This window comes from Bacillus rhizoplanae (assembly GCF_917563915.1).
In the GTDB taxonomy this organism is placed as follows: Bacteria; Bacillota; Bacilli; order Bacillales; family Bacillaceae_G; genus Bacillus_A; species Bacillus_A rhizoplanae.
The window spans coordinates 257891-273026 of the sequence record NZ_CAKJTI010000002.1; the positions used below are offsets into that span (position 1 = coordinate 257891).

The following is a 15136-nucleotide window of genomic DNA, read 5'->3' on the forward strand; positions in this document are numbered from 1 at the left end:
GGGATAGTACTGTGAAAAAGAATCGACCAAAATATAACCAAATTATTGATGCAGCGGTGATTGTCATCGCAGAAAATGGATATCATCAAGCGCAAGTTTCCAAAATTGCAAAGCAAGCTGGTGTTGCCGATGGAACTATTTATTTATATTTCAAAAATAAAGAAGATATATTGATATCTCTATTTCAGGAGAAGATGGGAGAATTTATTGAAACAATTCGGCAAAAAACAGCAGGAATTGAAAGCGCTGTAGAGAAGTTATTTATGTTGGTAGAAACGCACTTCTCTTTACTGTCGAAAAATGATCCTCTTGCTATTGTTACGCAACTAGAACTTCGTCAATCTAACCAAGAATTACGCATCAAAATTAATGAAGTGCTGAAAGGGTATTTGCAAGTCATGGATGAAATTTTAAAAACCGGCATACAACAGGGAGAATTTCGCACGGATTTAAATATACGCGTGGCAAGACAAATGATTTTCGGAACAGTAGATGAAGTTGTAACCAACTGGGTAATGAGCGATCATAAATATGATTTGGTCGCAATTTCAAAAACGGTGCATGAGCTATTAGTAGCAGCTTGTGGTTACCGCAATTAATGGGGAGGGAGTACATTTGAATTTCCTATCTTTAACGGTGGAAGATTACGTAGCGATTGTAAAGATCAATCATCCGCCGGCAAATGCGATGTCTTCACAAGTCATTAGTGAAGTTGGTGAACTTCTTGATGTAGTGGAAACGGACGAAAATGTGCGCGTTGTACTTGTTCATGGAGAAGGTCGCTTTTTTTCAGCGGGAGCGGATATTAAAGAATTCACTTCTGTTGAAGAAGCGAGAGAGGCGACGAAATTATCACAACATGGGCAAGTCATTTTTGAACGTGTTGAAAAGTTTTCAAAGCCAATTATTGCGGCTATTCACGGTGCAGCGCTTGGCGGCGGGTTAGAATTTGCAATGTCTTGCCATATGCGTTTTGTAAGTGAAACTGCAAAAATCGGTTTGCCGGAGCTAACGCTAGGGTTAATCCCGGGTTTTGCGGGGACGCAGCGCTTACCGCGTTATGTGGGGAAAGCAAAAGCTTGTGAAATGATGCTAACAAGCGATCCGATTTCAGGTGTGGAAGCAGTTGAATATGGACTTGCAAACCGAGCATTCCCTGAAGAAGCATTGCTGGAAGAGACGCTAAAACTAGCGAAAAAGATTGCTGGAAAAAGCTCAGCATCTACTCGCGCTGTGTTAGAGTTATTGCAAACAACAAAATCCTCTTCTTATTATGAAGGAGTGCAACGCGAGGCACAGTTATTTGGTGAAGTGTTTACAAGTGGGGATGGAAGAGAAGGCGTTGCTGCTTTCTTAGAAAAACGTAAACCTTCTTTTAGTGGCAGGTAGTTCTATATTTTTTTAATATAAATTAACGGAATATTGTAATTAACAAAATTTTTATAAAAAAACAAGGGGGTAAATAGAATGAACATCTACGTACTCATGAAACGAACATTTGATACTGAAGAAAAAATCGCAATTAAGAACGGTGCAATTTACGATGGCGAAGCGGAATTCATCATCAACCCTTACGATGAATATGCGATTGAAGAAGCAATTCAAGTAAGAGATGCACAAGGCGGTGAAATTACAGTCGTTACAGTTGGCGGTGAAGATAGTGAAAAAGAACTTCGCACGGCACTAGCGATGGGCTGTGATAAGGCAGTATTGATTAATATTGAAGATGATGTTGAAAATGGCGATCAATATACAACAGCAAAAATACTTACTGAATACTTAAAAGAGAAGGATGTCGATTTAATTTTAGCTGGTAACGTAGCGATTGACGGCGCATCTGGACAAGTTGGACCACGTGTCGCTGAAGCGCTTAATATCCCATATGTAACAACAATTACAAAGCTTGAAATTGACGGTACAAACGTAAAAATCGAGCGTGATGTAGAAGGAGATACAGAAGTAATTGAAACGACATTGCCACTTTTAGTAACAGCGCAGCAAGGATTAAATGAACCGCGTTATCCATCGCTTCCAGGTATTATGAAAGCGAAGAAAAAGCCGCTGGAAACATTGGAATTAGATGATTTAGATTTAGAGGAAGATGATGTAGAAGCGAAAACAAAAACAATTGAAATCTATTTACCTCCTAAGAAAGATGCTGGAAAAGTGTTACAAGGCGAACTGCAAGATCAAGTAAAAGAACTTGTATCGTTGTTGCATACAGAAGCGAAAGTAGTTTAAAAAATACTAGGATATCCAGGAGGGAAAACATATGGCTCGTAAAGTATTAGTAATGGGAGAAGTTCGTGACGGATCTTTACGTAACGTTTCATTTGAGGCTGTAGCAGCAGCAAAAACAATTGCAGAGGGCGGTGAAGTCGTCGGTCTTTTACTAGGTGAAAGCGTCGCTTCATTTGCGAAAGAACTGATTCATTACGGTGCAGATCGCGTTGTGACAGTTGAAAGCGATAAGTTAAGCTCATATACATCTGATGGATATGCACAAGCATTTCTAGCGGTGTATGAAGAAGAAAAGCCAGAAGGAATTGTCTTTGGACATACGGCGCTTGGGAAAGATTTATCACCAAAACTTGCAGCGAAATTACATGCAGGTCTTGTCTCTGACGTAACAGCGTTAGAAGTGGCTGGTGGAAACGTTGTGTTCACACGCCCGATTTACTCTGGTAAAGCATTTGAGAAAAAGATTGTAACAGACGGTGTATTATTTGCGACAATTCGTCCAAATAACATTGCGCCGCTTGAGAAAGATGAAGCACGTGAAGGCGATGTTTCTTCTGTGACAGTCGACGTAAAAGATTTGCGTACAGTTATCAAAGAAGTTGTTCGTAAAACAGCAGAAGGTGTAGACCTTTCTGAAGCAAAAGTTATTATCGCAGGCGGACGCGGTGTGAAGAGTGAAGAAGGTTTCAAGCCGTTAAAAGAATTGGCAGATGTGCTTGGCGGAGCAGTTGGCGCTTCTCGCGGAGCATGTGATGCAGAATACTGCGATTATTCACTGCAAATTGGACAAACAGGTAAGGTTGTAACGCCAGATTTATATATTGCATGTGGTATTTCTGGTGCGATTCAACATTTAGCTGGTATGTCTAACTCAAAGATTATTGTAGCAATTAATAAAGATCCTGAAGCGAACATTTTTAAAGTAGCTGACTATGGCATCGTTGGCGACTTATTTGAAGTGTTACCGCTTCTAACAGAAGAATTCAAAAAGTTAAAAGTACATTCTTGAGTCTTACGTTACGCATAATGGGTTCCCATTAAGTAATTACCCCTATATAAATAAAGGAAGGCGAGAGGTCCCCTGCCTCTCGCTTTTTCGTATGAAAAGCGATACTTTCTTATAGTATAAAGGCATGATTATTTGATACAATACTTAACGATACATATTATTCGCCACGTATATAAGATAATGATATACTTTGGTTAGAAAGTTCATAAAGGAGGAAATAAAATGGCAATTGTAAACGCAACTGACCAAACTTTCGCAGCTGAAACAAGCGAAGGTGTTGTATTAGTAGATTTCTGGGCACCTTGGTGTGGCCCTTGTAAAATGATCGCTCCTGTATTAGAAGAAATCGATGCAGAATTAGGCGATAAAGTAAAGGTAGTAAAAGTAGATGTTGATGAAAACCAAGAAACAGCTCGTAAATTCGAAGTAATGAGCATTCCATCTCTTTTCGTAGTAAAAGATGGTCAAGTGGTTGATCAAGCATTAGGTTACAAGCCGAAAGAAGCGTTAGTTGAATTAGTATCTAAACACTTCTAATTGATAAAAAGTCCAGCATACGATGCTGGACTTTTTATTTTGGTTATAATTCCCTTGTATCGATATGACAACGAATACAAAAATATTGTTGACACTCGTCTCTCCTACTTTTATAATCAATTTATCAAGAATGAAAATCAATATCAGTAGGGTGTAGGGGGACGTAATCCATGGCGTTAAAGTTAAAAGTATTATCTGCAGCAGCAGTAGCATCTTTACTTTTTGCAGGTTGTGCGAAAGAGGAACCGAAAAAGTCTGAAGCACAAGAGAAAAAGACAGAACAAACTGCAAAAAAAGAAGAAACAAAACAACAAGAAGTAGATTTTGTACAAGCTTACAAAGATGGAGTAGCTGAGCTTGAAAAAGCGAAAGACGGCAAAGAGGTTGACTTTGATAAAGTAACAAAGTTATACAAAGAAAAATTACAACCTCTTGTTCAACAACGCGATGGTGAATTTAGCGAGCAAATTGATCCAACTATTACAGCTGCATTAGAAGCAGGTAAAAATAAAGAAATGGAACCAATGGTTGTAAAGCAACTATTTGATAAATTAATGCAAAAAGAATTCTTCCAATCTATGCGCCATGATTTTAAAGAAGTAGATGAAAAATGGGGCAACAAAGATGATGTGAAAGAAGAAATGGAAGAAGCACTTGCGTTTTATAAAGGTTTAGAAGGTACAGTTGTAAAGCGTGATACGGCATACGGTACACAAATGGCCTCTACAATTAAAGGCGGCTTTGATGAAATGAATGCAGCAATTGATAAAGGCGACAAACTTGCATTTTCTCTTGGCAAGCAAGTTGTAGATAAAACGTTAATGAAAACATTCTACTTTGCAACAGGAGCTACGCCAAACGGCTATGCTACAAAAATGGTAGAAGAAGCAAAGAAAGATGAGAAAAATGCAAAAGTTGAGCAAGCTGAAGGCTGGGCATTTTACCAAGCTATCTATCCATATTTGAAAAAAGCAGCTCCTGAAGAAGCAGACTTTATTTTGAAGCAATTTGATTTAAAAACAGATGTGAAAACAGTTGATCCAAAAGCTGTAAATCAAGCGTTTGTACGTGGATTTGCAAAAGTTGCATTAGGTGAGTATAAAGAAAGCCAAGAAAACTTCGGAAAAGATAAAGGTCCTGTTACAGCATTAGAAGGTGCTCTATTCATTAACATGATTGAAAATGATTTAAAAACAGTACTTGGCGAGCAGCAAACAGCAGATTTAACAAAAACAGCACAATCTTATTTAGACGCAGTAAAAGCGAAGAACAAAGAAGAGGCAGACAAGTTATTACCACAAATTGAATCCACATTAAATAAAGTGGTTGAAACAGCGAAATAAAATTAAAACGTCTATATTCTTTGGAAGAAACCTTGTCTTGACAAGGTTTCTTCTTTTGCATAGGGTTGTAGAAGGTGGTGAAAGAAATGAAAGTATTAATTACTGGCGGAGCGGGTTTTATCGGAAGTCATCTTGCGTTGAAATTATTAGAGCAAGGTAAACAAGTTGTGCTTCTTGATAAATTTCATTCTTACTATGCAAAGTCTAGAAAGCTTTTTCAATTAGAGCGAGTGCAGAAAGCTGGAAAGATTCCATTTTATGAATGTGATATTTTGCAAAAAGATGATGTGAAAGCTGTTATGCAGCAAGAAAATGTCGATGCGGTCATTCATTTAGCGGGCTTTCCAGGTGTAAGACCATCGCTTGAAATACCAGGTGCTTACGTTGATATTAATATAAAAGGGACAAGCAACGTCTTAACATGTGCCGGAGAAGAAAATGTGAAACATGTTATTTTTGCATCATCATCTTCTGTATACGGGGAGCAGGCGGGGATGCCTCTGCAAGAAAACATGGCAAACGGCCGCGTTCTTTCACCGTATGCTGCATCAAAATACGGAGCAGAATCTCTTTGTCATGCGTATCAATATATGTACGGATTCCAAATGAATATTTTACGGTTCTTTACTGTATACGGACCGTGGGGACGTCCCGATATGGCAATTGCAAGCTTCATTCGAAAGCTATTAAAAGAGGAAGAAATTGTTGTGTACGGAACAGGAACAGGGCGTGATTATACGTACATCGATGATATTACAGAAGGAATCTCTCTTACATTGCAATCCAATCACAGTGATGTATATAATCTTGGGTCCAATGCTCCCGTGTTAATGACAGAATTACTGGCACAGTTAGAAAAGCATTTCCCGCTTATGCGTGTAAGGAAAGAAGCACACCGGAAAGGTGATGTAACATCAACTTGGGCGGATATTTCAAAAGCGAAAGAACAGCTTGGGTACATGCCGCGTATATCTTTTGCAGAAGGGTTGGAGCGAACCATTGCTTGGGCGAAAGAATATCCGAATATTGTTTAATGTTTTCGGTGTTTTCTTGCTATGCATCTTTTTTCTTTTGTCATGGCGGTCGTTTGAAGCATCTTCATTATTGAAACATCTTCAAACCTTATGGGAACAACCATACATGGTTATGTTTCTCATTATGATGTACGGTATTGCTTTTTTGTTACGTGCATACGCATGGAAACTATACCTTCATCATCGTATTACAATAAAAGAAGCGTTATATGGACTGTTGTATAGTTTGTTCATTAACCATGTTTCTCCGCTAAAAGTTGGAGATGCTGTTCGCATTGCTGTGATTACAAAAGAGAAGAAAGTAACATTAGGAGAAGCAACGCAATCTGTCATCGTTCTTCGTATATTAGACTTACTTATTCTTGGTATGTTTGGAGCAGTGGGTATGTTTCTATTATGGAGAAATATCTTACTCAATGTTCCGGTCATTCTTACTTGTATATGTATAGGAAGCGTGATGGGATTGCTTATCTACAAGAAAGCGCCACAATTTGTAGATAAGCAGTGGAAGCAATTGAAAGGGGCGCTATTTACAGCAAAAGGCGGAATCATTCTGCTCCTTATTGCGCTGAGCTGGATTTGTGAAGCATTTGTCATTTATGAAATTGCTAAGCCGCTCTCATTTGTGCAAGCAGTTTGGGTAAATAGTGTGACCATTGCTGGACAAGTGTTTCAACTAACGCCAGGCGGGATCGGTACGTATGAGACCGTTATGACATTTGCATTGCAAGCAGTAGGAGCTGGGCAATCTGATGCATATCAATGGTCGTTAATGAGTCATGGTTTTAAATTTATATTTTCTTATGGTGTGGGCGTAATGCTATTATTCGTGTATCCTATGGAATTACGCTCATTTTTCAGTCAGAAGGGAGAAGGTATCCGTTGGAAGAAGTAAAGAAAGCGTCGAAATTTGAAAAAGTAGCGGCGCGCTGTTGGAATCTACTAAATGAAGGGAAACCATTTACACCGATTTTTGTATTCGGTACATTTTTGTTGTTTTCTATTTCACAGTTTGGGAATCCAAATTTTGTGTCTGCTTTTTTTAGTAGCTTTTTATTCATTGTTCCGCTACTCGTTTTATATTATTTGTTTGATTTTCCATTGTTTTTGCGAAATTATTTATGGTTGCCGTTCGTTGCCTATTTAATCGTATTTAAAACGGTGCATGTACCGTTATTATTATTTGCATTAGGATTATATTTTTTCTTTACGATCCTATTTTGGGGAACGTTATATTATCATTTGCGTATTGGAACGTCTTGGTTAAACTTTACACGTTTTTGGAAACTCGTGCTAAAGAACAGTGATTCTACAAGCGGAAATGCACAGGAGCAAATGCCGAAGTTTTTACTGTTGTTATCACTTTGGTATTATTACTACCATTTCTTCCAAGAAGGTGGTACGCTCGGTGCAGTAGATTGGAAAACACTGCTTATGTTTTATGGTGCTCTTGCACTATACACAATCATCTTACATCGTAATTTATTTGACTGGCAGCCAAAAGCAATTTCAACTTATACGAATAATATGCCGGAAAATAAAGAGGCACTGAATGAAAAAGTAGTTGTAATTGTTATTGATGGTATGCGTAAAGATCGCTTTGAAACAGCACATACACCGTATTTAGATTCTCTTCGAAAAAAAGGGACGGAGTTTTTAAATATGGAAACGGTATATCCAGCTCGAACCGTTGTATGTTTCTCTTCTATGTTTACAGGAACATATTCATTTGAGCACGGCATTAAATCGAACATGGTTTGGAAGCACGGTGTGAATGTAGAAAGTATTTTTGATTCCCTTCGAAAAGTAGACAAAACAGGGAAAATGCTAGCCGTTGCGCATTTAGTTGACGCGTTTGGTGAAGATGTGGAAACATTTACAGCTGTTATGAAAAATGATGTTGTGGATGGGAAGATTATGGAGAAAGCGAAACAAATAATGGATGAACAAGACCCAGATCTCTTTATTGTACAGCTCATTTCAACAGATCAAACGGGACATAGTCGTGGTGTGTTATATGATGAGTATTTACAAAAAATTCATGAGGCAGACCAGCATGTAAAACATTTTATCGAGCACTTAGAGAAAACAGGAAAAACAGAGAATACGACGTTTATCATTTGTGCTGATCATGGACAGGCAGATGGGATTGGTGGTCATGGCCATTTAGATGAAGGAGAACGATTCGTACCATTTTTTATGTACGGCCCTCATATTAAACAAGGTGTTAAGGTAGAAGAAAGGAAAAGTCTTGTCTCTATGGCGCCGACACTTGCTTATTTACTAGGTGCACCGTATCCATCTCATAGCCGTGGTCCTGTGTTAGTGGAAGCGTTAAAGGAGCAGGAAAAGAAATGAAAGTAATTGTGTTTATACCAGCCCTAAATGAAGAAGACTCCATTGCACATGTTATTCGAAAAGTGCCGCGTCATTTTCATCCGAGTGTAACGGTAGAGGTTCTTGTGATTGATGACGGTTCAACAGACAGAACGGTGGAAGTTGCAAAAGAAGCTGGGGCGGATCATATCGTTTCATTTTCAAAAAATGGTGGTCTTGGTGCAGCCGTTCGAGCAGGACTAAAGAAGAGCTATCACCTTGGGGCAGATATTAGTGTAATGATTGATGCAGATGATGAATATCCAGCAGATGAAATTCCAAATGTATTGCAGCCAATTTTGGAAGGGAAAGCTGATTATACAATGGGGTCTCGTTTTCGCGGAACCATTAGCGGCATGAAGCTGTACAGACGCCTTGGAAACTATTGTTTTACAATGCTGCAATGTATATTGCTACGTAAATGGATTCGTGACGGACAATCAGGGATGCGTGCTTTTTCGAGACAAGCGATGGAACACGGAGAAATTATTCATGATTACAATTATGCACAAGTAATTACATTAAATTTAGTACGAAAAGGCTTTCGAGTTCTGGAAGTACCCATTACGTATAAAGTGCGTGAAACAGGGGATTCTTTCATTTCATTTCGTAAATATATGACGAATGTTCTTCCTGCAATTTGGAAAGAGATGAAACGTCCGGTGGAGAAAGTTACGATTGATTATGATGCGCATGTAGTAGTAGAAGATAAGAAATGCTCGTAGCGAGCATTTCTTATCTTGACAATGAAAGTGATAATTATTATCATTTTTTTAGGAGGAGCGTTTATGAAAAAAATAATTACTTCATTATGTGTTAGTATTTTTTTAATATTCTCGATACATACGAGTGCATTTGCTTATTCGTACGGAAATCCGAACGAAGAAAAGGTTGCAGAGGCGTATAAGCAAATGGTCGCAAAGCTAGATGAAAATCCAGCAAACTTTACAGAAGCAAAGAAAGCATATGAAAATGTGCAAGAAGAAATTGATCAGCACATGGGAAAAGAACCTTCTAAAGCAATTATGAAAGACTTTGATAAGAAAAATAAAGAAGCTATTATTACAGATATGCAAAAAATTCTTGCCCTTAATATTAATCGTCGTTTAACGAATGTCGATGAACAATTTAATGACTATGATACAAGTAAACGTCTATTAGCAAAAGCATTTGCAACATATGATGCATTATCGCCAGTTATTGCAGAACATAATAAAGAATTAGATGCAAAATTAAAAGATGAGTTTAACAAGGCGTTGGAATCACTTGGAAACCCTGGATTATTTGGAGTAGGACAAAAGGAACCAAATCATGATGCTTTCAAGGAAAGTAAAGATGTCATTTTAACAAGTTTGCAAAAAGAATTGAAAATTAAAGATTTTAGAGTTGGTCATTTTGATGTTAGTGGAAAAGAAGAAGCTTCAGCGAACAAAGGCCAAACAGAGTGGACAGATTTAAGCAGCTTAAAAAACTGGGCTCCAATTGCGATAATTGTACTTGTACTTGTTGGAGTCATTGTATATGCAGTAAGAAAACGCAAGTAAAGATGAGGAGGAAGAGCGATGCAACTGCAGGCATTTCTCATTACATTTCGTGAAGTATTAGAAGCATTGCTCATTGTTGGAATTATTACTACGTATTTAAAACGTACGGATAATAAGCAATTTGTGAAATATGTTTGGATAGGAGCAGGCCTTGCGGTTGTAGCAAGTTATATTGTCGCTCTTGTCTTCCAAGTTGTGTTTACTGGCTTTGCCGCAATGGGAAGTGAGATGTATTTAAAGATATCGATTATGTTCATTTCCGTTATTTTGCTTACACAAATGGTATTTTGGATGGCAGAACATAGCAAAAATATAAAAGGCAATGTGGAAAGTAAAATGAGTCATTATATTACGACTGGAAACGTAATTGGAATGGTCGTACACTCCTTTCTTGTTGTGCTGCGAGAAGGCGTTGAAACAGTGTTCTTCTTTGCAGCGATTACAGGTGGAAATATTGAAGCGGCAATGCAAGGCTGGGGAGCAATTTCAGGAGTTCTTGTTGCAGCTCTTGTCGCCTACTTATTCTTTAAAGGAACGATGCGTATTTCACTAAAAGTATTCTTTAAAGTAACGGGAGTATTTATTGTCTTCATCGCAGCCGGGCTTCTTGTGCAAGGTATTTCCATGCTGCAAGATTTAAAAATAATTGGTAGCGTAATGCCGCACGTATACGATATTACGTGGCTACTTCCGGAGCATCCGATTGATTATGCTCACTACTTGCGTGATCATGGTACTGCACCAATTTTTTCCGGTGATATCGGTGTTTTCTTAAAGGCATTTTTAGGATATTCTTCAATGCCATCGCTTGAAGAGGTGCTTGCATATATCGGTTATTTTGTTGTCATTTATATGTTAATTGTCTTTAAAAAACCTGCGAAAAAAAAGGAAACAGTAGTCGAAGTAAATAAATCAGTAAGCTAAAAGTACAAGGAAGATTCCTTGTACTTTTTTTACAGAAAGGAAATCAGATGAAACAAGTATTACGTATATGGGCAATCATTCTTTTTTCTAGTGCGATTCTCATTCGTTTTTTTTATGCAAGCCCGTTTGCTGCAACGTGGGATGAAGTAGATTTTTCGCTTGCGTTAAAGCAATATGACATATTAACGATGCAGCCTCATTTCCCGGGTTATCCTTTTTTTATTTTAGGGGGAATGACGACACATCTTTTTATAGAAAATCCTGTGCAATCGTTAGGGATTTTTAATGCAATTATGGCACTTACCGCTGCTTTTCCGATGTATTGGATTGCACGCCGTTATGTAAGTAAAACGAGTGCTCTTATTGTTGTAGCTGTATTGCAAACGAGCGGTTATTTTTCCATTTTAGTGACGCAGCCGATGTCAGAGGGAGCGGCGATAGCTGTACTGTGGTGGTATATGTGGAGCGTAGATCGAGCATTTCGGACAAATGAATTTCGTGCTCAGTTTTTGCCGGTAATCTTATTTGCTCTATTAATGGGAATCCGTTTATCGTATGCGCCGTTTGGGATAGCTCTTATTTTATTAGTATGGCAGCAGTGGCATGAAGAAAAATGGCGGTTTATTATTATATGCTGCACAGCTGTTCTTTCGCAGCTCGTATGGGTCGGGGCGCTTATTTGGAATATCGGCGGCTTAGCGGGATTATGGAAAATTTCTTTCGGATTTGTAAAAGGGCATTTTACAGAATGGGGCGGTGCGGTTACAGAAACAAGTGAACCGATTATATCACGTCTGTTTCGTTTACTTTCCGAGAATATTGTATTTGCAGGGATTGGTGTTCATTCATATGTTCTTGTAGGTTTCTTTCTTTTCTTTTTGTTTCTTTTTGTTTTACAATGGAAGAACATACGTTGCTATCCGAAATTATTTATAGCGCTTGGCAGTGTATATTTTCTTTGGAATTTACTTGGACAAAATATCGATAAGCCACGTCATTCTTATCCAATTGTAGCAATAGTACTTTTCGTACTGGCTATTTCATGGTTACAAAAACATAGCGGAATCTTACTGCTGTTATTTGCAACACTTCAACTTGTTGTCAGCATACCGCTTATGCAGGAACAAAAAGAAGCTGTGCCCGCAACGTACCAGCTAGCGTCATATTTAGAAGAAAAACAGCAGCCGTTTATCGTATATACATGGGAAGAGACACGCGTTATGGAATACTTACATGTACCATATGAACATAAACGTTTTTACACATATGACTATTTTTTACAAGATAAAAAATATCATAAGAATGATACAATATACGTTACGAATCACCTTATTGAAGGATTTCAAAAACAAGGGATTGATATAAAAGGACAGGTGGAAGAAGTTGCCGCCTTTCATTCTAATCCGTTATTTGATCCTGTTTATTCTAAAATAGTGTTATATAAGTGGAAAAAGTAAGAGAGGAGAAAGCGAGTGCACGAGTATTTAAAAGAAAAACTAGCGATTTTACCGGATCAACCGGGCTGTTATTTAATGAAAGATAAGCAAGGAACAGTTATATATGTTGGGAAGGCAAAGGTGTTAAAAAATCGTGTGCGCTCGTACTTCACTGGTTCACACGATGGGAAAACACTACGCCTTGTCGGAGAAATTGTTGACTTTGAGTATATTGTGACCTCCTCGAATCTGGAGGCTCTTATTTTAGAATTAAATTTAATTAAAAAATATGATCCAAAATATAATATCCAATTAAAAGATGATAAAACATACCCATTTATTAAAATTACAGCTGAAAAACAGCCGCGTTTGCTTATTACGAGAAATGTGAAAAAGGATAAAGGGAAATATTTTGGCCCGTATCCAAATTCGCAGTCAGCTCATGAAACAAAAAAATTGTTAGATCGTATGTATCCGCTTCGGAAATGTACAAATATACCAGATAAAGTTTGTTTATATTATCATATGGGACAATGTTTAGCTCCTTGTGTGAAAGAAGTAACGGATGAACAAAATAAAGAAATTGTAGAGGGGATTATTAAGTTTTTAAATGGTGGACATAAAGAAATTCGTTCAGAATTGGAAGCGAAAATGTATGAAGCGTCGGAAAAATTAGAGTTCGAACGAGCGAAAGAATTGCGAGATCAAATTGCTCATATGGATGCGATTATGGAAAAGCAGAAGATGATTATGAGCGATCTAGTTGACCGTGATATTTTTGGTTATGCGGTAGATAAAGGCTGGATGTGTGTGCAAGTTTTCTTTGTTCGAAAAGGAAAGCTAATCGAGCGAGATGTTTCGATGTTTCCCATTTATGATGATCCAGAAGAAGGTTTCCTGACATTTATCGGGCAATTTTATGAACAAAATAATCACTTTAAGCCGAAAGAAATTGTTGTACCAAGCAGCATTGATAATGAATTGATCGAAAAATTTTTAGAAGTAGAAGCGACGCAGCCAAAACGCGGTAAGAAAAAAGAACTCGTTGATTTAGCGAGTAAGAATGCTAAAATTGCGCTGAATGAAAAATTTTATTTAATTGAACGTGACGAAGAACGTTCAATTAAGGCTGTAGAAAACTTAGGAGAACATCTTGGAATTGAAACACCGCACAGAATTGAAGCATTTGATAACTCTAACATTCAAGGGATAAATCCGGTTTCCGCCATGATTGTCTTTATTGATGGAAAACCTGGGAAAAAAGAGTATCGAAAATATAAAATTAAAACGGTGCAAGGACCGGATGATTATGAATCGATGCGCGAAGTTGTGCGCCGCCGTTATACACGTGCTTTAAAAGAAAATTTGCCTCTTCCCGATTTAATTGTAATCGATGGCGGAAAAGGTCATTTAGCTGCAGTATGTGATGTGTTAGAAAATGAACTCGGTCTTTCTATTCCAACAGCAGGACTTGTTAAAGATGATAAGCACCGTACGTCACATTTAATTATCGGTGAACCTCCTGAACCTGTTATGTTAGAGCGTAATAGTCAAGAGTTTTACTTATTGCAGCGTATTCAAGATGAGGTGCACCGCTTTGCAATTACGTTCCATCGTCAAATTCATGGGAAATCTGTCATTCAATCGGCATTGGATGATATACCAGGAGTCGGAGAAAAACGGAAGAAAACACTTTTAAAACATTTTGGTTCTCTCAAGAAAATGAAAGAAGCGTCTGTTACAGACATTATAGAAGCAGGAATGCCGCAAAAAATAGCAGAGACGATTCATTCGTATTTAACGGGGAAGACATTGTAGTTTACAGTGTCTTTTCTTTTTTGTTATAATTTCAGAAGATTTAAAATAATAAAAACGAATGTTTATACATAAATAAAAAAGTCAACTGGACATTTTTATGTCTAGTTGACTTATAAAATAAGCATTACACTTCGACAGGATCTTTTACATCCCATTTTACGAGAAACATAATAGAGTCAGAACGCTTCTTTTGTTCTTCGTAGGATTCAGCAACTACACCACGCTGTTTTTGAATTTGCTCTGCAATAAACCCAGCTTCTAATTGGTAAGAAGAGTGTCTATTTTGTTGTTGGCGTTCCTTAATAAGAGCACCTGTTAGTTTAAATTCCATTTCACGGCGTTTATGTTCAATGATGGTTAAGTCACCCCATCCAGCTTTTACGAAAAATTGAATCACTTCATCAATTGTTTCTAAAGGATATTTTCGTGCTAAGTTTCTGCCAGCCCAATATAGAATAGCATCTAATTCTTTCCCTATTAAGTCTGGGAGTAATTCTTCACGCAGCAATTCGTAGGCAAAAGCACTCATTGAAATATTTTGTAAAGATTCGCTCTCGATTTTTTTTGTACTCACAATATTCCCCACTTTCTATACTGCCAATATTATATACCATTTTATATATATAAACCCAGCTATTTCTTGGCAAAAAATCTGAATTAGAGAATGAAAAAAGAATATAAAAATTATATACAGATTATGTATACGTTTTCTTGACGCTTCGACAAAAATAGGAGTAAAATGAACTTGGTATCAAATTATGCTGAAATATTGCGAATAATTTTTTCAGTTTTTCTTATAGCAATAGTGGAAAAATGCTATTGTTATAAAGTAACGTGACAAACAGTAGTCAAACATTCGAGGGGGTAATGGGGA

Annotated in this window: 15 protein-coding genes; 14 read left to right on the forward strand and 1 reads right to left on the reverse strand. The window is 37.5% G+C overall.

Annotated features, from left to right (window positions below; all coding sequences use genetic code 11):
• Window positions 1-11 precede the first annotated feature (11 nt).
• The 14 genes from fadR (at window position 12) to uvrC (ending at window position 14262) form a co-directional block, all read left to right on the forward strand.
• On the forward strand, window positions 12-599 hold the full coding sequence (gene fadR, locus LRP84_RS03385; protein ID WP_437438756.1) for a fatty acid metabolism transcriptional regulator FadR: 588 nt from the start codon (window positions 12-14) through the stop codon (window positions 597-599).
• Window positions 600-615: 16 nt separating this feature from the next.
• Window positions 616-1389, forward strand: coding sequence for an enoyl-CoA hydratase (locus LRP84_RS03390; RefSeq protein ID WP_230573791.1), 774 nt, complete (start codon window positions 616-618; stop codon window positions 1387-1389).
• 78 nt (window positions 1390-1467) lie between these two features.
• The gene (gene etfB / locus LRP84_RS03395; protein WP_230573792.1) at window positions 1468-2241 is read left to right on the forward strand and encodes an electron transfer flavoprotein subunit beta/FixA family protein; all 774 of its coding nucleotides are present in this window, start codon (window positions 1468-1470) and stop codon (window positions 2239-2241) included.
• 31 nt (window positions 2242-2272) lie between these two features.
• Window positions 2273-3250, forward strand: coding sequence for an electron transfer flavoprotein subunit alpha/FixB family protein (locus tag LRP84_RS03400; protein WP_230573793.1), 978 nt, complete (start codon window positions 2273-2275; stop codon window positions 3248-3250).
• A gap of 222 nt (window positions 3251-3472) precedes the next feature.
• On the forward strand, window positions 3473-3787 hold the full coding sequence (gene trxA / locus LRP84_RS03405) for a thioredoxin (RefSeq protein WP_098305183.1): 315 nt from the start codon (window positions 3473-3475) through the stop codon (window positions 3785-3787).
• 170 nt (window positions 3788-3957) lie between these two features.
• The gene (locus LRP84_RS03410; RefSeq protein WP_230573794.1) at window positions 3958-5130 is read left to right on the forward strand and encodes a hypothetical protein; all 1173 of its coding nucleotides are present in this window, start codon (window positions 3958-3960) and stop codon (window positions 5128-5130) included.
• An 86-nt stretch (window positions 5131-5216) separates the two neighbouring features.
• Window positions 5217-6164, forward strand: coding sequence for an SDR family NAD(P)-dependent oxidoreductase (locus tag LRP84_RS03415; protein WP_230573795.1), 948 nt, complete (start codon window positions 5217-5219; stop codon window positions 6162-6164).
• 16 nt (window positions 6165-6180) lie between these two features.
• The gene (locus LRP84_RS03420; RefSeq protein ID WP_302850566.1) at window positions 6181-7059 is read left to right on the forward strand and encodes a lysylphosphatidylglycerol synthase transmembrane domain-containing protein; all 879 of its coding nucleotides are present in this window, start codon (window positions 6181-6183) and stop codon (window positions 7057-7059) included.
• Window positions 7047-8522, forward strand: a complete 1476-nt coding sequence (locus LRP84_RS03425) for an alkaline phosphatase family protein (RefSeq protein ID WP_230573797.1) — start codon at window positions 7047-7049, stop codon at window positions 8520-8522. The genes LRP84_RS03420 and LRP84_RS03425 overlap by 13 nt, the downstream gene beginning before the upstream one ends.
• Entirely contained in the window at window positions 8519-9265 is a 747-nt protein-coding gene (locus tag LRP84_RS03430) for a glycosyltransferase family 2 protein (protein WP_230573798.1), read from the forward strand. Before LRP84_RS03425 ends, LRP84_RS03430 begins: the two co-directional genes overlap by 4 nt.
• Window positions 9266-9328: 63 nt before the next feature.
• Window positions 9329-10084 (forward strand): hypothetical protein, encoded by a 756-nt coding sequence (locus LRP84_RS03435; protein ID WP_230573799.1) that lies wholly within the window; start codon window positions 9329-9331, stop codon window positions 10082-10084.
• A gap of 18 nt (window positions 10085-10102) precedes the next feature.
• A complete protein-coding gene (locus LRP84_RS03440) occupies window positions 10103-11008 on the forward strand; it encodes an FTR1 family iron permease (RefSeq protein ID WP_230573800.1) in 906 nt (301 codons plus the stop codon).
• A 47-nt stretch (window positions 11009-11055) separates the two neighbouring features.
• A complete protein-coding gene (locus LRP84_RS03445) occupies window positions 11056-12465 on the forward strand; it encodes a glycosyltransferase family 39 protein (RefSeq protein ID WP_230573801.1) in 1410 nt (469 codons plus the stop codon).
• Between the two features lie 15 nt (window positions 12466-12480).
• A complete protein-coding gene (gene uvrC, locus LRP84_RS03450; protein WP_230573802.1) occupies window positions 12481-14262 on the forward strand; it encodes an excinuclease ABC subunit UvrC in 1782 nt (593 codons plus the stop codon).
• A 124-nt stretch (window positions 14263-14386) separates the two neighbouring features.
• Here the strand turns inward: uvrC and LRP84_RS03455 are convergent, their stop codons facing one another.
• Entirely contained in the window at window positions 14387-14791 is a 405-nt protein-coding gene (locus LRP84_RS03455; RefSeq protein WP_301287849.1) for a YslB family protein, read from the reverse strand.
• Window positions 14792-15136: the final 345 nt, after the last annotated feature.

What these genes read in the sequence shown, in the direction of transcription:
- LRP84_RS03400 (WP_230573793.1), top strand. Translation starts at nt 2,273, where the DNA reads ATGGCTCGTAAAGTATTAGTAATGGGAGAAGTTCGTGACGGATCTTTA.
- trxA (WP_098305183.1), top strand. Translation starts at nt 3,473, where the DNA reads ATGGCAATTGTAAACGCAACTGACCAAACTTTCGCAGCTGAAACAAGC.
- LRP84_RS03435 (WP_230573799.1), top strand. Translation starts at nt 9,329, where the DNA reads ATGAAAAAAATAATTACTTCATTATGTGTTAGTATTTTTTTAATATTC.
- LRP84_RS03410 (WP_230573794.1), top strand. Translation starts at nt 3,958, where the DNA reads ATGGCGTTAAAGTTAAAAGTATTATCTGCAGCAGCAGTAGCATCTTTA.
- LRP84_RS03430 (WP_230573798.1), top strand. Translation starts at nt 8,519, where the DNA reads ATGAAAGTAATTGTGTTTATACCAGCCCTAAATGAAGAAGACTCCATT.
- LRP84_RS03415 (WP_230573795.1), top strand. Translation starts at nt 5,217, where the DNA reads ATGAAAGTATTAATTACTGGCGGAGCGGGTTTTATCGGAAGTCATCTT.
- LRP84_RS03455 (WP_301287849.1), bottom strand. Translation starts at nt 14,791, where the DNA reads ATGAGTGCTTTTGCCTACGAATTGCTGCGTGAAGAATTACTCCCAGAC.
- etfB (WP_230573792.1), top strand. Translation starts at nt 1,468, where the DNA reads ATGAACATCTACGTACTCATGAAACGAACATTTGATACTGAAGAAAAA.
- LRP84_RS03445 (WP_230573801.1), top strand. Translation starts at nt 11,056, where the DNA reads ATGAAACAAGTATTACGTATATGGGCAATCATTCTTTTTTCTAGTGCG.
- LRP84_RS03440 (WP_230573800.1), top strand. Translation starts at nt 10,103, where the DNA reads ATGCAACTGCAGGCATTTCTCATTACATTTCGTGAAGTATTAGAAGCA.